The organism is Marinobacter flavimaris (genome assembly GCF_002933295.1).
Classification (GTDB): Bacteria; Pseudomonadota; Gammaproteobacteria; order Pseudomonadales; family Oleiphilaceae; genus Marinobacter; species Marinobacter flavimaris.
Window position 1 is genome coordinate 640,059 of the sequence record NZ_PSSW01000001.1, and the last position, 18,099, is coordinate 658,157.

Below are 18,099 nucleotides of genomic sequence, written 5' to 3' on the forward strand. Positions count from 1 at the left end.
GACGCGTATAATCCCACGTCCATTTAACCTGTGAACGTAGTTGGTATGTCCGAAGCAATGATCGCCAGTGCCGAACAATCCCTCAACTCAGAGCGGGAGCGCCGCCAGAAGCTGGAGTTGAACAAGCTGCAGAAACGTCTGCGCCGCGAAGTCGGGCAGGCGATTGCCGATTTTTCGATGATTGAGGCCGGTGACAAAGTCATGTGCTGCCTCAGCGGCGGAAAAGACTCTTACGCCATGCTCGATATCCTGCTTAACCTGCAGAAGAGCGCGCCTGTCTCGTTCGAGCTGATTGCCGTCAACCTTGATCAGAAACAGCCCGGTTTCCCGGAAGAGGTGTTGCCCGAATACCTGTCCTCCATGGGTATCGAGTACCACATCATCGAAAAGGACACTTACAGTATTGTTAAGGAAAAAGTCCCCGAAGGGAAGACTACCTGCGGTCTGTGTAGCCGGCTACGTCGCGGAATTCTCTATAATTTCGCCGAAGAGCACGGAGTAACCAAGATTGCGCTCGGTCACCATAGGGACGATCTGCTGGAAACCCTGTTCCTGAACATGTTCTATGGCGGCAAACTGAAATCCATGCCGCCAGTTCTGCACAGTGATGATGGCCGCAATACCGTTATCCGGCCGCTGGCTTACAGCCGCGAAAAGGATATCGCCCGCTACGCCGGTCTGAGAGAGTTTCCCATTATTCCCTGCAACCTGTGTGGTTCGCAGGAGAACTTGCAGCGCCAGGTTATCAAGGACATGTTCCAGAGCTGGGACAAGCAGCACCCCGGCCGGTTGGAGACAATGTTCCGGGCCATGTGCAATGTGGAGCCGTCGCACCTGGCTGATACCAGCCTCTATGATTTTCGGGAAGGAAAGCGCCTCGGCGGTAAACGCCAGGCCGTTCACACTGCCGAACCTGAGGCCACTACTGACTTCGGTCGCCTGGACGTGTTGAATATCTAGGTAGCTAGCATATGCAGGAATGGCAGGGTCCATAGCCCGAAGAGGATAAGCAGTCCACCAGTGACCTTCCGGAACAACTGGTGGCTCTGCAAGCCTCGGATCCAGTTGGCCGCAAAACCTGTTGCGAGCATGGAAGGAAGGGTACCAAGCCCGAAAAACAGCATGGTTAGTGCGGCCGAGCCCACCGTCGGTTGTAGCGCTGCCCATCCGAGAGTGCTGTAAACCAGCCCGCAGGGCAGCCAGCCCCAGAGTGCTCCGAGGGCAAGCGCCTGTCCCCCGTGATTTACCGGCAGGAAGCGACGGGTCAGGGGAGAGAGACGAGCCCAGACTGGAGCGCCGACCCGTTCGACGTAACGAATACCCTGCCACCATTGCCCCATGGATAATCCCATGAAGATCAGCAAAACCCCGGCCAGGCTGCGAAGCACAAGACCGGCCGTGCTCCACTGACTGGCCGCCGTGGTACTGGCCAGCGCGACCAGTGTGGCGATCAGCACATAGCTACCGATGCGCCCAAAGTTGAATGCCAGCAGCATGACCGTCTGCCGTAGTCGGAAACCCCGGCCTACAGGCAGTGCCATTGAGAGGGAAGCGCTGATGCCGCCGCACATGCCAAGGCAGTGCGTGCTGCCAAGGAGTCCTATGAGGAAGGCGCTCGGATAGCTGAGGTAAAGTTCCGGGCTCATCCTTTTTGAGGTTTATCCTCATCCGGATTGCCAGTCTCGCTGACCTCAACGGCTTGCTCTGGGGGAGAAGCCTCTTTCGCGGTCTTGTCAGTGCGGGCGTCGTCCGGAATCATATCTTTATCGTCATCGTAAAGTATCCGATGGGCCGGGCCTTCCAGGTCATCGTACTGGCCGTTCTTGACCGCCCATGAAAAAAGCGCGACACCCAGAGTTACCAGGATGAGCATCACCGGAACGAGGAACATTACGATTTTCACAGCGAACCCTCAAAAAACGAGTATAAAGCTACGGTATCAGGACAGCGCCTGTGCGCCAACCGGGGGATTATCCTGATGCGGTTGTGCAGGCGCTTTGCCAAGCCGAAGTGCATTTAACACCACCACCAGGGAACTGAGGGACATCCCGATCGCTGCCAGCCAGGGTGGCACCATGCCTGCGGCAGCCAGGGGCAGCGCACAGACATTGTAGGCCAGGGCCCACCAGAGATTCTGGCGGATGATGCGCCGGGTCTGACGGCTGGTTTTCAGGGCCTCAACCAACTGCAGCAACTGGCCATTCAAAAGTACCGCATCGGCTTTGAGCTGGGTCAGGTCCGCAGCAGTGCCCATGGCGACCGAGATTCCCGCTCCGGCCATAGACGGAAGATCGTTCAGCCCGTCGCCGACCATCATGATGTGCCTGCCTTCAGATTCAAGTTTCTGCAGTACCGCCAGTTTTTCTTCCGGAGAGGCCTGCCCTATCGCTTCGTCAATGCCCAGCATGCCTGCTACCTGCTCAACATGTCCGGACCGGTCGCCACTCAGGAGCAATGTGCGAATACCAGCGTCCTGAAGAGCTCTGATCGCCGCACGGGCATCGGCTCGGGGTTGGTCGTCCAACCGAAAGCAGGCCAGCCACTCGCGATCCGAAGCGAGCCAGATCTCCATGCCCTGGCGAGGTTCGGCGCTGGGCGCGGGTGTACTGACATGCTGTTGGACAAAACCCCGGTGGCCGATGAACAACGGCCTCTCTCCCAGCTGGCCAGAGAGACCCCCACCGACGTGGTTTTCCACGTTTTCGACGGCTGCAGTGTCACGCCGATTGAATACGCGGGCGATGGGATGCTCGGAATATTTCTCGAGCCCGGCGGCGAGCTTCAGGCAGGTTGTTTCATCCATGCTGCCAACAATATCGACGCCGGTCAGGCTGAGTTCTCCGCGGGTCAATGTCCCGGTTTTATCGAACACCACGGTATCGATGGTGTTCATTGATTCGAGGGTGTGGCCGCGAGTGGGCAGAAACCCGAGACGACGCAGCCTGACGGTGGCGGAGGTGATCGCGGTGGGCGTTGCCAGCGACAGAGCACAGGGGCAGGTGACCACCAGTACCGAAAGGGTGATGTCGAAGGCATTATCAGCGCCTGCCAGCCACCAGCCAATCCAGACAACGGGTGCCAGTATCAGTACCCGTCCCACAAATTTCCCCGCCATCCGGTCCGCCATCATTGCGACCTGGGGCTTTTCGGATTGCACCCGATCCAACACCCGGAGAATACCAGACAGCCGCGTTTGAGCACCCGCTTTCACCACCCGGACATCAAGCGGGTTCTCGCCGTTCACACTGCCGGCATGAACCGTATCCCCGGGGTAACGGGTTTCGGGCAGATACTCTCCCGTCAACGCGGCTTCGTTCAGGGTGGACTCGCCCCGCACGATTTCTCCATCCACTGGCAAAGTTTCACCGGGTCGAACCCGAACGATATCTCCCGGGCGAATCTGATGCGCCGGGACTATGTCCGTATCGTCACCGCTCACCAGTGTGGCAACGGTCGGCTGGAACCCCGCAAGGGCGTTTCCGGTCAGGCCGGCTCGGTAGCGGGCCTGCACTTCAATATAACGACCCAACAGCAGGAAGAATGTAAACATGCACACGGACTCGAAGTAGACTTCGTCCCCGCCAACTATCGTTACCCAGGCACTGGCGAGGTAGGCCAGTCCGATTGCAATGGCAACCGGTACATCCATGGTCAGGTGTCGGCTCTGGATGTCCCGGCGAGCGTTCCGGAAAAAGGGGGCGGCGCTGTAGAGAACCACTGGGGTCGCGACCAGCAGACTGAACCAGCGGAAAAAACTGACAAACTCCGGTGAGAGATCATTGACCAGTTCAAAGTACAACGGAAATGCCAGCATCATGCTCTGGAAAGAGCCGATGCCCGCTATGGCGACCCTGATCAGCATGGAACGGTGTTCCGCCTTCAGGGCCTGTTCTGCCTCGTCTGCCTGGTAGGGGCGAGCCGTATAGCCAAGCTCATGGATGGCAATCAAAAGGTCGCTCAGAGGCGCTTGATCCTGGGACCAGACCAGGCGGGCACGCTGTGTGGTGTGATTCACCGAAAAAGATACGACACCAGTTTGCTGCTTCATGTGATTTTCAAGCAGCCAGATACAGGCAGCGCAGGTGATGCCGCCAATCAGCAACTGCGCTTCCTGTGCGCCTTTTACAGGCGCCACGAAGGACTCCTGAACCAGGGGGTGATCCAGTTCCCTCAGGCGGTTCACTTCGGCGTTGGTCAGTTGCTTTGGCGTGACTGCCGGCTCAGTCCGGAAATCGTAAAAACCGGTCAGACCCTCGCTGTGAATCGTCTGGCAAACCGCTTTGCAGCCCTGACAGCAGAAGTGGTGGGTTGTGCCATCAAGCTCGAGGGTAATGGGCGGCTCACCGTCAGCCGGCTCACCGCAATGGAAGCAATCCAGGTGCGTCAACCTTGGGCAGACTCCCCGGCCTTGATGGTAATGCCGCTTTCAGAAGGTAACCAGGTTTCACCCTTAAGGCGCCACTCATTGGCGGGACCTCTGAGGTCATAGTACCAGCGACCATCGATGTCACTGTGCAGTTTCCCGGCAAACCGGCCCGGAGCGATCTGCTGGAACTGGACAGTGCGGTCTTTGTCCGAGAGGGTCGGATGGAACAGGTTGAGAATCAGATACGGGAAGTCCGCGGGACCTTCCACGGTACTCAGGTTGACCGTGACGTTTCGGTTCTGAAAGTCAATCTGGGCTTCCATGCCAAGGTCCGCGGCCTTCTGGTCCCTCGCGATGGACATGTTGATCCCACGGCCTTCCTTGGACCAGTCGTCTGTCACCATTGAGTTTTCCGTGTTGATAGCGATGGTAATCGCAACGGCGCAATAAATGATGGACGCACCCGGGAAAATCAGGAGGAACCAGAACCAGGGCTGGCGATACCAGGGTGCAACGGGTGTTTCAGTAGTCATATATCTCTATCTCATTTAGACGTTCGGATGCGCACGCTGATCAATGATCAGCGCGTTGGACCGACGAATCGACTTTCGGTTTCCAGGCTCAGTGAAGAATCTGACTCTGATTGAGCCCTGAACAGAATGTCGTTATTGGATTCGGTAATGGATTCCGGCGGCACATCGACAACAGTGGGCAGCGCGCGGTTCTCGCCACTCTCTACGGTCACCGAGCTGTCAGTCAGGATACGAATTCCCTCCATTCCGGTCACCGACAGGGAGAAGGTTTGAGGAACCTCTGTCATGTTGGCGATTTTGAGGGTGTAGGAGTTCTCGATACGACCCTCGCCATTGAAGCTGAACAGCGCGCCGCGATCACGCAGAGCATCCATCTGGGCCGGGACCCGGGTGGCAATCGTGAATATGATTGCTGCAATCATCAAAGACAGCACGGCGCCGTAGCCAAAGGTTCTGGGCCGCAGGAGCTTCGAGGTTTTGCCCTCCAGCTCGTTTTCCGTGGTGTAGCGGATCAGGCCCCTGGGGTAATTCATCTTGTCCATGATCTCGTCACAGGCATCGATGCAAAGGGCGCAGCCGATACACTCGTACTGGAGGCCATCTCTGATATCAATGCCGGTGGGGCAGACCTGAACGCACTGACCGCAGTCGATACAGTCCCCCAGGCCCGCTTCCGCAGGATCCACGCCTTTCTTTCGTCCGCCCCGGGGCTCGCCGCGGTTGGGATCATAAGAGACCACACGGGTATTGGGATCGAACATGACCGACTGGAAGCGGGCATAAGGGCACATGTACAGACAAACCTGCTCACGCATCCACCCGGCGTTGAGGTAGGTGGCTACAGTGAAAAAGGCAACCCAGAAATAGGCCCAGCCATTGGCCTGCAGGGTAAACAGATCGGTAATCAATTCCCGAATGGGGTAGAAATAGCCGACAAAGGTTAGCCCGGTAGCCAGGGCTATGAGCAACCATACCGCGTGCTTGGCGGATTTCTTGGCGATTTTGTTTGCTGAGCTGGGAGCTTTATCCAGCTTCATCCTTTTGTTTCGGCTGCCTTCAATACGCTCCTCAACCCACATGAATATGAAGGTCCAAACGGTTTGGGGGCAAGTGTAGCCACACCAGACCCGGCCAAATAGCGTGGTAATGAAAAACAGACCAAAAGCGCTGATAATCAGCATTCCCGAGAGCAAGATAAAATCTTTCGGGTAGAAAGTCGCCCCGTAAAGGTGGAATTCACGGGCCGGGAGATCGAAATGAATCAGTGGTTGTCCGTCCAGGGTGAACCAGACAAACGCAAAGTACATCCCCATCAGCAGCAAAAGACTGACATTACGGATGCGCTGGAAGAAGCCTTTGACTTCCTTGACGTAAATTTTCTTACGGCTGGCGTATAGCTCGACGGTTCCGGATTTATTGTTGTTGTCGGAGGGGTCAGAGGATGGGTCAACCTGTTTGACCGGAATCTCACTGCTCATCGTTACCTCCAGGAAAGTGCTAATGCGGGGCAACAGGCCGTTAGGCTGCTGATCTTTTCAAGCCTGTGCCCGCATCGCAGACACAGGGTTGAAAAGACCGGGCCGGGGCTTGACCCCGGCCGGCTGACTCAGTTCGAGAGGCTGTAGACGTAAGCCGCGAGAATCTGAATCTGATCGTCCGAAAGCAGGCGATCCTGAGCGGGCATCATATTCTGACGACCGTTCACGACAGTTTCCTTGATCCACTCATAGGTAGAACCGTAGAGCCAGGTGTTGTCTGTCAGGTTGGGTGCGCCAAGGGCCTGATTACCCTTGCCGTCTGCGCCGTGGCAAGCAACGCAAGCCTGGGCAAACACCTGTTCTCCGGCTTTGGCTGCTTCGGCATCCTTTTCCCGTCCACTGAAACTGAGAACATAGTTAACCACCTGGTCAACTTGTTCACTGGTCATATTTGGCATCGTTCCCATGGCAGGCATGGCGCCCATACGGCCGTTGTGAAGCGTACTCAGAATAGCCTCGGGAGTTCCACCATAAAGCCAGTCGTCGTCCGTCAGGTTGGGGAAGCCCACCTGGCCGCGAGCGGCCGAGCCATGGCATACCGCACAGTTGTTGGCAAACAGGCGCTGGCCGATTTTCATGGCATCGCTGTTTTCCGCCAACTCGGGCACCGGGGTCTGTCCGTACTGGGCGTAAATCGGCCCGTACTTCTCTTCAGCCTCGGCTACCTCGGCTTCCCATTGGTTGGTCGACGTCCAGCCCAGCAAGCCCTTGAAGCTGCCGAGACCCGGATAGAGCGCGAGGTATCCCAACGAAAATATGCAGGTAGCCAGGAACAGATAGAACCACCACTTGGGGAGTGGATTGTCATATTCCTCGATGCCATCAAAGGAATGGCCCATGGTGCGGTCGGTTTCGGTATCGCTCGTCTGGCTCTTGCGGGTCGCCCAAAGCAGCCACCAGCAGCCAAACACAGTACCCAGCGTGATCACGCTGATCCAGATGCTCCAGAAGGTACTCATTGTTTTTTCTCCGCTTTTTCCTGTTCGAGCGTACGCTTTTCCACGTCGTCATCATCGAAGGGCAAGTGTGCGGCCTCGTCGTTGGCTTTCTTGCGGTGGGCGCTGTACGCCCACCAAACGATGCCGAAAAAGGCTGCCATCACCAGAAGTGTGTGAACTCCGCGTAACTCATTGATATCCATTAAATCACCGTGTTTCTGAAATCACTGTGCCCAGTTGTTGCAGGTAAGCGACCAGAGCCTCGATTTCAAATTTGCCTTCCACTTGAGCGGACGCCTCGGCGATCTGCTCATCGGTGTAGGGCACGCCAAGTGTTTGCAGTGTCTCCATCTTCGCAGCAGTCTTGGTGTGGTCTACCTTGTCCTCAAACAGCCACGGGAAGGCCGGCATGTTTGATTCGGGAACCACGCTGCGCGGGTTATAGAGATGCTGGCGTTGCCAGGCGTCCGAATAGCGACCGCCTACACGGGCCAGATCCGGACCGGTGCGCTTGGATCCCCACAGGAACGGGCGGTCATAGACAAACTCGCCCGCAACGGAGTAGTGGCCATACCGCTCAGTCTCCGCACGGAACGGACGGATCTGCTGGGTATGACAAACGTGGCAGCCTTCGCGAATGTAGATGTCCCTGCCTTCCAGCTCAACAGCACTGAGGGGCTCAAGGCCTTCGACAGGCTCATTCACACTCTTCTGGAAGAACAGCGGCACTATTTCCGCCAGAAAGCCGCCACTGATGACCAGGACGATCAGTACGATCATCAGACCAAGGTTCTTTTCGACTATTTCATGTTTCATTCTGATTCTCTCCCGTTACGCCGGCTGTGTTGCCGCGTTGTCCTGCGCAACCGCATCTTTCTGGCGAACGGTCATGTAGACGTTATAAGCCATGAGCAGCATGCCGCTCACAAAAATGGCGCCGCCGATGAAGCGAACAAAGTAACCGGGGTAGGAGGCCTCCAGGGCTTCAACAAAGCTGTATGTCAGGGTGCCGTCTTCGTTGACAGCGCGCCACATCAGGCCTTGCATGATGCCGTTTACCCACATTGCGACGATGTAAAGTACGACACCGACAGTGGAAAGCCAGAAGTGCACGTTGATCAGGGCAGTGCTGTACATCGCCTGAACACCCCAAAGCTTGGGTACCAGGTGATAAACCGCACCGATACTGATCATGGCAACCCAGCCGAGAGCACCGGAGTGAACGTGGCCGATGGTCCAGTCAGTGTTGTGGGAAAGCGCGTTGACTGTCTTGATGGCCATCATCGGGCCTTCGAAAGTGGACATGCCGTAGAACGACAGGGAGACCACGAGGAAGCGCAGAATAGGGTCAGTGCGCAGTTTGTGCCATGCGCCTGACAGAGTCATCATGCCGTTGATCATGCCGCCCCAGGAGGGTGCCAGCAGAATCAGAGACATTACCATGCCTGCAGTCTGTGCCCAGTCTGGCAGTGCAGAGTAGTGCAGGTGGTGACCACCAGCCCATACGTAGGTTGCGATCAGCGCCCAGAAGTGGACGATTGACAGGCGGTAGGAGTAAACCGGGCGGTTGGCCTGCTTGGGAACGAAGTAGTACATCATCCCGAGGAAGCCGGCGGTCAGGAAAAAGCCAACGGCGTTGTGGCCATACCACCACTGCATCATGGCGTCGGTGACACCTGCGTATGCAGAGTAGGACTTGAAGGCGCTCGCTGGCAGGGCCAGGTTATTGCCGATATGGAGTGCCGCAACCGTAATAATGAAGGCACCGTAGAACCAGTTGGCCACGTAGATGTGCGGGGTGCTGCGCTTCATTACGGTTCCGAAGAACACGAGTGCGTAGGTTACCCAGACAATGGCTATGGCGATATCGATCGGCCATTCGAGTTCGGCATATTCCTTGGAAGAGGTAAGGCCGAGCGGCAGGGTAATGGCTGCCGAGACAATGATCGCTTGCCAACCCCAGAAAGTGAACGACGCCAGTCCATCTGAAATCAGACGGGCCTGACAGGTGCGTTGCACAACATAGTAGGAGGTAGCGAAGAGGGCACTTCCACCAAAGCCGAATATGACGGCGTTGGTATGCAGCGGCCGGAGACGGCCGAAGTGGGTGAAGGGCAGGTCGAGGTTGAGGGATGGCCAGACCAGCTGCGCTGCGATCAGCACACCCAGGGACATACCTACAATACCCCATACCACTGTCATGATGGTGAACTGCCTTACCACCTTGTAGTTGTATGTCAGGTTTGCATTTACTGTGCTCATAGCCTTACCAATGGGTTTAAAGTGGGGAAATATGCGGGCGCAAGTATGGAGAAACGATTAGCTGTTTGCAATGACTCAGGTCAAGTCCTGACATCCGTCAAATGCGCCGAAATCAGCAACATGGCTTCCTTTTCAGTGCCGTTATTGGAGTTGTTTCAGCGAAGGGAATGTGTGTTGCCTGAGTGCAATGATAGTCGCTTAACTGAATGAGGTGAATTCTGTGGAGTTGATTAAGACCAAAGGCTATGAGGGTGAGCCGAAAGTTGTACTGATTTTGGCACACGGCGCCGGCGCGCCGGCCGATTCGAGCTTCATGGAGGAGCTTTCGGCAGCGCTGGAGCAAGAGGGCATTGAGACAGTACGTTTTGAGTTCCCGTATATGCAGAAAAGGCGTCTGGATGGAAAGAAGCGACCGCCCGACAGAGAGCAAGTGTTGCTGGACTGTTTTACCCGGGTGGTCGACCAGGTTCGATCAGATTGCGGATCTGGCAGCAGGGTACTGGTGGGTGGCAAATCCATGGGTGGACGCATGGCAAGCATTCTGGCGAGCCGTCGGGAAGGTATTGATGGTGTCGCCTGCTTTGGTTATCCCTTCCATCCGCCCGGTAAGCCCGACCGCTGGCGTACCGGGCACTTCCAGGATGTGAGCTGCCCTATGCTGGTGCTTCAGGGGACAAGGGATCCGTTCGGGAAACCGTCCGAGATGGCTGGCCATGAGCAGGAGTTGGAGGGAATCCGTTTGCTCTGGCTGGAAGGGGGTAATCATGATTTCCAGCCGCTGAAAAGCCAGCCACAGACCCAAAAGGAGCTGATCGTGGCGGCTGCCCGGGAAACCCGGATCTTTGTGGACGAGCGGCTTTGAGCCTCATCTCTACTGCACCCCGACAGCCTCAGAGAGCTCAGCGCGGTTGCGGCCTTTGCTTTTTGCACGGTACAGGGCCTCATCGGCCCGCTCGAACAGTTGGTTCTGGGTCTCTCCGGAGTCGAGTGATGCGATACCTGCGCTGAGGGTTATTCTCACTTTGGTGCCGTCTGGGGAGAGTAGTGGCGTCCTGGCGATGTCTTGCAGCAATGCAGAACAGACATTCAAAGCTCCGTTTGCATCGGTTCCGGGCAGCAGTAACGCAAACTCCTCACCACCGAATCGGATGGCAACATCCCGGGGACGTTTCACGTGCCGGGTCAGCATTTCGGCGATGAACTGAAGGCAGCTGTCCCCAAAGCCATGGCCCCAGGTGTCGTTAATGTTCTTGAAATGGTCGGCATCGACCAGCGCCAGGGTCAGTGGCTGGGACGTGCGCCGCGCTTCGGCGCACAATTCCGGGAATATGTTGTTCAAGTGCCTTCGATTGTAAAGGCCGGTCAGGGCGTCGTTCAGGCTCAGTGTCGATAGCTTGCGGTTGGCCTTTTCCAGTTCCCGCATGGTATTCCGCAGCTGCGCGGTACGTTCATGCACTTTGAATTCCAGTTCTGTCCTCGCATTATGTTCCACGTCCAGAAGCTTCTGGTTCAGCAGGCGCCACCTCTGCACCATCGCATAGTTCAGCAGGATCACCTGTCCTCCCACTGCTGATTGCATCAGCGCCTCCCGTGCAAGAAAGTCATGCAGATAACCAAAAGCCGCCAGAGCATAGATCAGACCACCAACGAGCATGATCAGCCAGGCCAGCAGGTACCACATGGCCGGCTGATACCCCTGTTTCCAACGAACCGCTGCGATGATGAACAGGCTTGAAATAACCGTCAGTGCTAGAACGGTATTGAGCAGAATGGTTTTGTTGTAGGGCAGTATCAGTGTCAGTGCCAGGAAGCCAATGCAGAACCAGGCCTGCCCTTTGAGGACCGTTTCCGAGATGGTTCCGCGGTCTACTTCCAGGAAGGACCGGCCGAAAAGGATCATGGCCAGGGCGCAAAGGGACAAAGACAGGGGGATGGATGTATTGGCAAAGCCCGGGTTGTCTGGCCAGAAGTACTGGTTCGCGAAGCCGCCCATGGCGAACAGAAACAGTCCGAGTGCTGCCAGGTAAAACGCGTTGTAGAAGTAATAGCCGGTGCCGGAGCTGAAAAACAGCAGCAGGTTGAAGACCGCAAATACCAGGAGCGCGCCGTAGAATAGCCCGTGGGTCAGTGTCAGATGATTACTGCGGGCAATGACTTCCGCCGGGGTTTCAAAGCTGAGCGGCACGTTCAGAGCGCCATTGCTGTGGATCCGGATCGTCAGGGACCGGGTTTCACCGCCATCCAGTGTGACGGGAAGCAGAAAGTACCGGTAGTCTACCGCCCTGGACCCGAAAGGCCGCTGATCTCCGGTAACCAGTGTCTCTGTAGTATCATTACCCGCCTGCCAGAATGTGACTTCGTCCAGCAGCGGGTAGTTGAGTTTCAGGTACCAGGCGGCCCGCTCAGCGCCGGAGTTCCTGACGTGCAGGTGTACCCAGTAAACGGATTTGGTGTGGCTGAATACCAGGTCCCGGCCGTTTGCCGGGGTCCAATCGATACTTCGGGGGAGTTGGTCCGGATTCCTTGCTTCATGTCCGGGCGCGCCCGGCGGCGCACTGTAATAGCAAACGTATTGCATCAGGGAAGCGCGGGCAGCAGTATCGGTGGCCTCGAGGACAGGGCAGTCCGACGCCATCGAACCCGTGTCTGGCAGCGCCAGGGCAGGGGCCAGCAAAAGGCAGAGAATGGCAATCAAACGCAAAACGGACGACATTCATGGCTTCCCGCGGTTATCAGAGCGGGAAGTGTAGCCAGAGAAGACAATCTAAGCTGTTAAACAGTTTCAACTTTTACGGGTTGGTCTCCGACCCTGATTCAGGAAATGCATGGAACAGATTCTTGTGTTTTGCCGGCCAGGCTTTGAAACCGAAGCCGGCCGTGAAATGACCGACTCAGCCACGGAGCGAGGTATTTTCGGGTATTTCGAGCCCCTGAAAGACCAGGGGCTGGTGCGCTTCTACCCGGCAGCTCCGGAAACTGCCGATGATGTGATGGCTCGTCTGTTTCTTGAGGAGCTGGTCTTCGTCCGTGACTGGATTGTCGTTCTCGGGCAATTCAGCCTGCCAGAGACTGACAGGGTCGGTGCTGTTATCGAGGGAATCCGTGGACTTGGGCGCGGTTTTCCGGGTTGTGCGCGGCTGGAAGTCCGGTTACCCGAAAACAACGCGGATGGAGACCTTGGAAACTTTGCCCGAAAGTGGGTGTCTCCGCTCTCCCGCGGTTTGCGGGGAGCCGGTCTCCTGAAGGCTGACCAGAATGCTCCTGCGCCGGCGCGTCTGGAGGTTTTCCTCCCCGATTTTACGTCGGCGGTCGTCGGTTTCAGTCTGGCGGATAACCGGGCACGTTACGTTGGTGGCATCCCGCGCCTGCGGCTGCCGGCATCAGCGCCCAGTCGCTCTGCCCTCAAGCTCGAAGAGGCCTGGAAGGTGTTTCTGCCTCCGGAACAGGAGCTGGACTACCTTGGTGGTGGCAAGAAGGCCGCGGATCTTGGCGCCGCTCCGGGCGGATGGACCTGGCAGCTTGTGCGTCAGGGGATGATGGTAACCGCAGTGGACAACGGCCCAATGAACCCTGAATTGATGGCCTCTGGGCAGGTGGAGCATGTTGAGGCGGATGGTTATGGTTGGCGGCCCAGGCGCGGCATCGACTGGATGGTCTGCGACATTGTGGATCAGCCCCGGAAAACGGCAAAATTGGCTGTGACCTGGCTAGGTGAAGGCCTTTGCCGTTACACGGTGTTCAATCTGAAGTTGCCTATGAAAAAGCGCTATGACGAGTGGCTGATTTGCCGGAACATTCTCGTTGATGGCTTGAAAGAGGCGGGCATCGGTTTTCGCCTTAAAGCCCGCCACCTTTACCATGACAGGGAAGAAATAACCTGTTTCATCGAGCGGACGGGTTAAAAGGCGCTTTGCTCCAGCACTGTAATGTGCTCTTCTTCGTCCATCATGGGGATAAGCTCCAGCATGAGTTCACGGCGCTCATCGGAGTGAAACCATCGATCCCAGTCTGCTTCGGAGCGCCAGTTCGCCAGTGTTATCCGGTGATTGGGGTCGTGGCTATCGAGCAGGGTTTCGCCAGAAATGAAACCGGGGGCACTGACAGCCTGCTGCAGAACCTTGCGCGACCGTTCTTCGTAGGCTGTTTCAAGGGTTTCGGCAATATGGCGTTCGATCAGAACCCGGATCATGAGAAACCTCCAAGTGGTTTAACTGTTATAAACAATAATTTAGCAGGTTTTTACGAAAAATCAGGTTCATTGACAGGAGACGACGTGTGACCGCAACTGACTACGACCTTGAGCTGGACGCCCGGGGCCTTTTCTGCCCGGAACCGGTCATGATGCTTCATAATCGAATCAACGATGTCCAACCTGGTGGCGTGTTGCGGGTTTTGGCGACAGACCCCTCTACCACCCGGGACATACCGAGGTTCTGCCAGTTTCTCGGCCATGAACTGGTGAAACAGCTGGAAGAGGACGATCTGTTTATCTACCTGATACGCCGGGGACAATAGCGATTTGTCAGTCAGACTTCCGGCTGCAGCGTCTGCAGGTGGCCAAGGAATTCCTCCCGATCCATTTCTCCGAGCACCCTGTGCTGGGGCAGTTCCTGGCCGTTACCGCGATAGAACAGAATAGCCGGGGGGCCGAAGAGGCCGAGTTCGTCCAGCATTGCCTGCTGTTCAGGGGTGTTGTCGGTCATATCGATCTGCAGCAGGGTGTAGGGGCTAAGCGCCTGGATTACATCCGGCTTGCTGAAAACATTGCGTTCCATAACCTTGCAGGAGATGCACCAGTCGGCGTAGAAGTCCAGCAGAACGGGCCGTCCCTGTTCGCGGGCCTGTTGGAGCATCGCCTCGATTTCACCGGGCTGTTTCACGCGCACAAAATCCGCGTGCTGGACACCGGCATTGCCGGCCCCGCCGAATGACGCGGAGGCGACCGTAAAGGGCGCTAGAGGTTTCAGCGGGTCATTGGCCCCGGCCACAGCACCGGCAAGCAGAGCCAGGCCATAGGCGAAAAGAACCAGCCCCAGCCCCTTCCGGGTCCGTTCCCAGCCGGCCCTGGCAGCATCAAAGGCGCCAAGCTGCACGCCGGTTATGGCGATAAGAAGGCCCCAGAGCGTCAGTGCCAGCCAGCCAGGTACCAGTCGCTCCACCAGCCAGATCGCCACGGCCAGCAGCATCACACCATAGAAGTGCTTCACTGCGGTCATCCAGTGGCCGGTAGTCGGCAGCAATTTTCGCCCCCCGACCGCCACAAGAATCAGCGGAATGCCCATGCCAAGGCCGAGCGCAAACAGCGCCACCCCGCCGATCACGGCGTCCTGGGTTGTGGAGATATACAGCAGGCTGCCGGCCAGAGGCGCCGAGACACAGGGCGAGACGATCAGGGCCGACAGGGCGCCGATGCCGAATATGCTGAATACCCGGCTGCCGGTGAGCCGGTGACTGGCATCATTGAGGGGCTCACGAATGAAGCGTGGCAGCTGGATCTCGAAGAGATCGAACATGGACAGGGCAAAGACGACGAACAGCAGGGCAAAGACGCTCAAAACCCAGGGAGATTGCAGTTGTGCCTGCAAATTAAAGCTGGCTCCGAGCAGACCCGTCAGCACGCCGGCCGCTGCATAGGTCAGTGCCATGCCCAGCACATAGCTACCGGACAGGAGCAGGGCATGGCCGGTTGTCCGGGTGTTTCTGCCGGAAACCAGTGAGGAAATAATCGGGACCATGGGCAACACACAGGGGGTGAAGGTGAGTCCCAACCCGAGGAGCAAAAATACACCGGCAATGACCAGGGTGGATTGCTGGGCCAGAAAGCCGGCGAGGCCGGTGGCGGTTTCCGTGTCGACGGGAACACTGTCGCCTGACGCAAAACCAGGTGTTGCGGCGGTCTGTGAGCCGGATCCGCCGCTACCCTGGTAGAAGAGCACATCCCGGGTCTGGGGCGGGTAACACAAGCCTGCTTTGGCGCAGCCCTGGTAGGTTACCTGAAGTTCGGCTTCCCGAAGGCCAGCAGGCAGCGCGACAGGCACACGGGCGTCAACGGGATCAAAGAAAACGGTGGTTTTGCCGAAGAATTCGTCCTCGGTCACCGTGCCTGGCGCCGAGAAAGCGGGTTCGCCCAGGCTTACCTCGGGATTTGTCGCGGTGATGCTGATCCGGTCGCGATACAGGTAGTGCCCGGGCGTGATATTCCAGGAGAGAACCACGGTGTCAGCGTTGGTTGAAAAACTGAAGGGCAGCGCTTCGTCGACGGGCAGAAAGTCGCTACCCTGGCCACCGAAAAGCGAGCCTCCATTGCCGCCGAGTGCCCAGGCGGAGGGGGAACTCAAACACACAAGGGCGAGTGCCAGAATCAGGCCCAGAGGATTTGCCCATTGGCGTTTTATCGTCGTTACTGCAGCAAAAGCCATCATTGATTGTAAGATTTCCCGGTTGGTGTCTCTCTGTTCAGAGTCTTTTCAATTGCGACTGTTACACCGCAATCGGCGCCGGTGCACGCCAGCCATGGACACGACGTGACTGTCAAAGTTCCCTCTGGTATTGGGGGCGGTAAAGTCGCACAATAGCCACCCAATGAATCACAGTCCAAATGATCTTATCATGCTGTTTAATGACCTTTTCCGGGAAGCATACCGGACAGTTCTGGTCAAAGGCAGTGATGAACCTGAATACTTGCCTGCCAGCGATCCGGAAGGTCTCGCACAGGTCGTTTTCGCTCACGGCTATTATGCCAGCGCTTTGCATGAAATAAGCCACTGGTGTATTGCTGGTGAGCACCGGCGCACACTTCATGACTATGGTTACTGGTATTGTCCGGATGGCCGGACACTGAAGCAGCAACAGGCGTTCGAGCAGGTTGAGGTCAAGCCCCAGGCCATTGAGTGGTTGTTTTCGGTGGCCGCAGGGTCCCGTTTTCACATCAGCGCGGACAACCTCTCCGGCGTTGGCGCCGCCGATGAAGAGCGGTTTCGGCATAGAGTCAGAGACCAGGCAGGTGAGTATCTGGAACAGGGGTTGCCGCCCCGGGCCCAGAGATTTTTTGATTCGCTGGCCACATTTTACGGTACCGGAGAAATCCTAGAAGAACGCTGGCATGAAGATGCCCGACGTATCGCTCCGCTATATTCTGAATCAGGACATTCCCAGGAAAACTGAGACTTTATGACATCTGACCCAAAACACACCGGCGATCTGAGATTCAGCGATCTGAACCTCGACAAACGTTTGCTGGATGCCATTACGGCCATTGGTTTTGAATACTGCACACCCATTCAGGCCGAAACACTGCCCTGGACACTGGCCTGCGAAGATCTGATTGGTCAGGCACAGACCGGCACCGGCAAAACCGCTGCGTTTCTGATTACGGCGATCCAGAGTTTGCTGGAAACCCCGATTCCCGAAAAGGACCGTTTTGCCTCCGAGCCGAGGGTTCTGGCCCTGGCGCCAACCCGGGAACTGGCGATGCAGATCGCGAAAGACGCTGAGCAACTGTGCCAGCATACCGGCCACAACGTAGTAACCGTTGTCGGTGGCATGAACTATGACAAGCAGCGCGATCAGCTGCAGAATGAGATCGTCGACATTCTGGTTGCTACCCCGGGCCGTCTGATCGATTTTCTCGGATCCCAGGACGTGTTTCTGGACCAGCTCGACATCCTGATCCTTGATGAGGCTGATCGCATGCTGGACATGGGCTTCATTCCCGATGTGAAGCGCATTATCCGCAAATGCACACCCAAAGAGGAGCGCCAGACCCTGCTGTTCAGTGCCACGTTCAACCAGGACGTGCTGAACCTCGCCTCCATGTGGACCAGCAACGCGGAGTTTGTCGAAATTGAACCGGAGCAGAAAACGGCGGAGCGGGTTGAACAGACCGTCTACCTGGTGGGCGACGATGAAAAGCTGCCGGTGCTCGTCAATTTCCTGAAGCGGCCGGAAGTGGAAAAGGCGCTGGTATTTGCCAACCGCCGGGATCAGTGCCGCGACCTGGAAGAAGATCTGAGGAACCAGGGGGTCAAAGTTGCCCTGATGTCAGGCGAAATAGCCCAGAACAAGCGCCTCAAAACCCTGGACCAGTTCAAAAAAGGCAGCATCCAGGTCCTGGTGGCCACCGATGTGGCTGGACGTGGTATTCACGTCAACGGCGTCACCCACGTTTTCAACTACAATCTGCCTGATAATGCCGAAGATTATGTGCACCGGATTGGCCGCACAGGCAGGGCTGGCAAACACGGGGTTTCCATCAGTTTTGCCGGTGAGGATGACTCGTTCGCGCTTCCCGCCATCGAAACCTACATCAGCCAGAAGCTGAAGACTGCCGTGCCCGATGAGGCGCTCATGGCGCCGATGGACAATCCGCCAATTACCCGCAAGCGCGGTCGTCGCCCGCAGGGTGGCGGTGGACGTGGTCAGGGTGGGCGCAATCAGCGTCAGCGCAGGAACTGACAGGGCCG

18 protein-coding genes are annotated in these 18,099 nt (G+C 57.0%); 6 read left to right on the forward strand and 12 right to left on the reverse strand.

Annotation, left to right across the window (positions count from 1 at the left end):
- Positions 1 to 45: 45 nt before the first annotated feature.
- Positions 46 to 960, forward strand: coding sequence for a tRNA 2-thiocytidine(32) synthetase TtcA (gene ttcA / locus MDHKLMBL_RS02945; RefSeq protein ID WP_053112271.1), 915 nt, complete (start codon positions 46 to 48; stop codon positions 958 to 960).
- On the opposite strand, the gene MDHKLMBL_RS02950 is transcribed toward ttcA, so the two are convergent.
- The 9 genes from MDHKLMBL_RS02950 to ccoN form a co-directional block, all read right to left on the reverse strand.
- On the reverse strand, positions 957 to 1,646 hold the full coding sequence (locus MDHKLMBL_RS02950) for a sulfite exporter TauE/SafE family protein (RefSeq protein WP_104270068.1): 690 nt from the start codon (positions 1,644 to 1,646) through the stop codon (positions 957 to 959). The genes ttcA and MDHKLMBL_RS02950 overlap by 4 nt on opposite strands.
- Positions 1,643 to 1,903: a cbb3-type cytochrome oxidase assembly protein CcoS gene (gene ccoS, locus MDHKLMBL_RS02955; protein WP_241956161.1), complete on the reverse strand. Its 261-nt coding sequence runs from the start codon at positions 1,901 to 1,903 to the stop codon at positions 1,643 to 1,645. The genes MDHKLMBL_RS02950 and ccoS overlap by 4 nt, the downstream gene beginning before the upstream one ends.
- Before the next feature lie 36 nt (positions 1,904 to 1,939).
- Positions 1,940 to 4,387 (reverse strand): heavy metal translocating P-type ATPase, encoded by a 2,448-nt coding sequence (locus tag MDHKLMBL_RS02960; protein WP_104270069.1) that lies wholly within the window; start codon positions 4,385 to 4,387, stop codon positions 1,940 to 1,942.
- Entirely contained in the window at positions 4,384 to 4,899 is a 516-nt protein-coding gene (locus tag MDHKLMBL_RS02965; protein WP_014577454.1) for a FixH family protein, read from the reverse strand. Before MDHKLMBL_RS02965 ends, MDHKLMBL_RS02960 begins: the two co-directional genes overlap by 4 nt.
- 47 nt (positions 4,900 to 4,946) lie before the next feature.
- Positions 4,947 to 6,377 carry a cytochrome c oxidase accessory protein CcoG gene (gene ccoG / locus MDHKLMBL_RS02970; RefSeq protein ID WP_014577453.1) on the reverse strand — a complete coding sequence of 477 codons (1,431 nt, stop codon included), beginning with the start codon at positions 6,375 to 6,377 and terminating at the stop codon, positions 4,947 to 4,949.
- A gap of 128 nt (positions 6,378 to 6,505) precedes the next feature.
- Complete coding sequence (gene ccoP / locus MDHKLMBL_RS02975; RefSeq protein ID WP_104270070.1) at positions 6,506 to 7,396, reverse strand: cytochrome-c oxidase, cbb3-type subunit III; 891 nt, start codon at positions 7,394 to 7,396, stop codon at positions 6,506 to 6,508.
- Positions 7,393 to 7,578 (reverse strand): CcoQ/FixQ family Cbb3-type cytochrome c oxidase assembly chaperone, encoded by a 186-nt coding sequence (locus MDHKLMBL_RS02980; RefSeq protein ID WP_014577451.1) that lies wholly within the window; start codon positions 7,576 to 7,578, stop codon positions 7,393 to 7,395. The genes ccoP and MDHKLMBL_RS02980 overlap by 4 nt, the downstream gene beginning before the upstream one ends.
- A 4-nt stretch (positions 7,579 to 7,582) precedes the next feature.
- On the reverse strand, positions 7,583 to 8,191 hold the full coding sequence (gene ccoO / locus MDHKLMBL_RS02985; protein ID WP_053112260.1) for a cytochrome-c oxidase, cbb3-type subunit II: 609 nt from the start codon (positions 8,189 to 8,191) through the stop codon (positions 7,583 to 7,585).
- Positions 8,192 to 8,206: 15 nt separating this feature from the next.
- A complete protein-coding gene (ccoN, locus tag MDHKLMBL_RS02990; protein WP_053112258.1) occupies positions 8,207 to 9,637 on the reverse strand; it encodes a cytochrome-c oxidase, cbb3-type subunit I in 1,431 nt (476 codons plus the stop codon).
- Positions 9,638 to 9,857: 220 nt separating this feature from the next.
- Here ccoN and MDHKLMBL_RS02995 point away from each other — a divergent pair, with 220 nt between their 5' ends.
- A complete protein-coding gene (locus MDHKLMBL_RS02995) occupies positions 9,858 to 10,499 on the forward strand; it encodes an alpha/beta family hydrolase (protein WP_053112256.1) in 642 nt (213 codons plus the stop codon).
- 9 nt (positions 10,500 to 10,508) lie between these two features.
- On the opposite strand, the gene MDHKLMBL_RS03000 is transcribed toward MDHKLMBL_RS02995, so the two are convergent.
- Positions 10,509 to 12,350: a sensor domain-containing diguanylate cyclase gene (locus tag MDHKLMBL_RS03000; protein WP_104270071.1), complete on the reverse strand. Its 1,842-nt coding sequence runs from the start codon at positions 12,348 to 12,350 to the stop codon at positions 10,509 to 10,511.
- Positions 12,351 to 12,462: 112 nt separating this feature from the next.
- Here MDHKLMBL_RS03000 and rlmM point away from each other — a divergent pair, with 112 nt between their 5' ends.
- Positions 12,463 to 13,539: a 23S rRNA (cytidine(2498)-2'-O)-methyltransferase RlmM gene (gene rlmM, locus MDHKLMBL_RS03005; protein WP_053112252.1), complete on the forward strand. Its 1,077-nt coding sequence runs from the start codon at positions 12,463 to 12,465 to the stop codon at positions 13,537 to 13,539.
- On the opposite strand, the gene MDHKLMBL_RS03010 is transcribed toward rlmM, so the two are convergent.
- Complete coding sequence (locus MDHKLMBL_RS03010) at positions 13,536 to 13,826, reverse strand: antibiotic biosynthesis monooxygenase family protein (protein ID WP_014577445.1); 291 nt, start codon at positions 13,824 to 13,826, stop codon at positions 13,536 to 13,538. The genes rlmM and MDHKLMBL_RS03010 overlap by 4 nt on opposite strands.
- Before the next feature lie 86 nt (positions 13,827 to 13,912).
- On the opposite strand from MDHKLMBL_RS03010, the gene tusA reads away from it, so the two are divergent.
- Complete coding sequence (tusA, locus tag MDHKLMBL_RS03015) at positions 13,913 to 14,152, forward strand: sulfurtransferase TusA (RefSeq protein WP_053112251.1); 240 nt, start codon at positions 13,913 to 13,915, stop codon at positions 14,150 to 14,152.
- Positions 14,153 to 14,163: 11 nt separating this feature from the next.
- On the opposite strand, the gene dsbD is transcribed toward tusA, so the two are convergent.
- Positions 14,164 to 16,059 carry a protein-disulfide reductase DsbD gene (gene dsbD, locus MDHKLMBL_RS03020; protein ID WP_104270072.1) on the reverse strand — a complete coding sequence of 632 codons (1,896 nt, stop codon included), beginning with the start codon at positions 16,057 to 16,059 and terminating at the stop codon, positions 14,164 to 14,166.
- A 187-nt stretch (positions 16,060 to 16,246) separates the two neighbouring features.
- Between dsbD and MDHKLMBL_RS03025 the strand changes: the two genes are divergently transcribed.
- Both MDHKLMBL_RS03025 and MDHKLMBL_RS03030 read left to right on the forward strand, forming a co-directional pair.
- A complete protein-coding gene (locus tag MDHKLMBL_RS03025) occupies positions 16,247 to 16,801 on the forward strand; it encodes an elongation factor P hydroxylase (protein ID WP_104270073.1) in 555 nt (184 codons plus the stop codon).
- A gap of 6 nt (positions 16,802 to 16,807) precedes the next feature.
- Positions 16,808 to 18,091, forward strand: a complete 1,284-nt coding sequence (locus MDHKLMBL_RS03030; protein ID WP_053112247.1) for a DEAD/DEAH box helicase — start codon at positions 16,808 to 16,810, stop codon at positions 18,089 to 18,091.
- Positions 18,092 to 18,099 lie beyond the last annotated feature (8 nt).

Excerpts from the sequence above, each read along its gene's own strand:
- ccoP (WP_104270070.1), bottom strand. The coding sequence starts at position 7,396 with ATGAGTACCTTCTGGAGCATCTGGATCAGCGTGATCACGCTGGGTACT.
- dsbD (WP_104270072.1), bottom strand. The coding sequence starts at position 16,059 with ATGATGGCTTTTGCTGCAGTAACGACGATAAAACGCCAATGGGCAAAT.
- MDHKLMBL_RS03010 (WP_014577445.1), bottom strand. The coding sequence starts at position 13,826 with ATGATCCGGGTTCTGATCGAACGCCATATTGCCGAAACCCTTGAAACA.
- rlmM (WP_053112252.1), top strand. The coding sequence starts at position 12,463 with ATGGAACAGATTCTTGTGTTTTGCCGGCCAGGCTTTGAAACCGAAGCC.
- MDHKLMBL_RS02965 (WP_014577454.1), bottom strand. The coding sequence starts at position 4,899 with ATGACTACTGAAACACCCGTTGCACCCTGGTATCGCCAGCCCTGGTTC.
- MDHKLMBL_RS03030 (WP_053112247.1), top strand. The coding sequence starts at position 16,808 with ATGACATCTGACCCAAAACACACCGGCGATCTGAGATTCAGCGATCTG.
- ttcA (WP_053112271.1), top strand. The coding sequence starts at position 46 with ATGTCCGAAGCAATGATCGCCAGTGCCGAACAATCCCTCAACTCAGAG.
- MDHKLMBL_RS03025 (WP_104270073.1), top strand. The coding sequence starts at position 16,247 with ATGCTGTTTAATGACCTTTTCCGGGAAGCATACCGGACAGTTCTGGTC.
- MDHKLMBL_RS02950 (WP_104270068.1), bottom strand. The coding sequence starts at position 1,646 with ATGAGCCCGGAACTTTACCTCAGCTATCCGAGCGCCTTCCTCATAGGA.
- MDHKLMBL_RS03000 (WP_104270071.1), bottom strand. The coding sequence starts at position 12,350 with ATGTCGTCCGTTTTGCGTTTGATTGCCATTCTCTGCCTTTTGCTGGCC.
- MDHKLMBL_RS02980 (WP_014577451.1), bottom strand. The coding sequence starts at position 7,578 with ATGGATATCAATGAGTTACGCGGAGTTCACACACTTCTGGTGATGGCA.
- ccoG (WP_014577453.1), bottom strand. The coding sequence starts at position 6,377 with ATGAGCAGTGAGATTCCGGTCAAACAGGTTGACCCATCCTCTGACCCC.
- ccoN (WP_053112258.1), bottom strand. The coding sequence starts at position 9,637 with ATGAGCACAGTAAATGCAAACCTGACATACAACTACAAGGTGGTAAGG.
- ccoO (WP_053112260.1), bottom strand. The coding sequence starts at position 8,191 with ATGAAACATGAAATAGTCGAAAAGAACCTTGGTCTGATGATCGTACTG.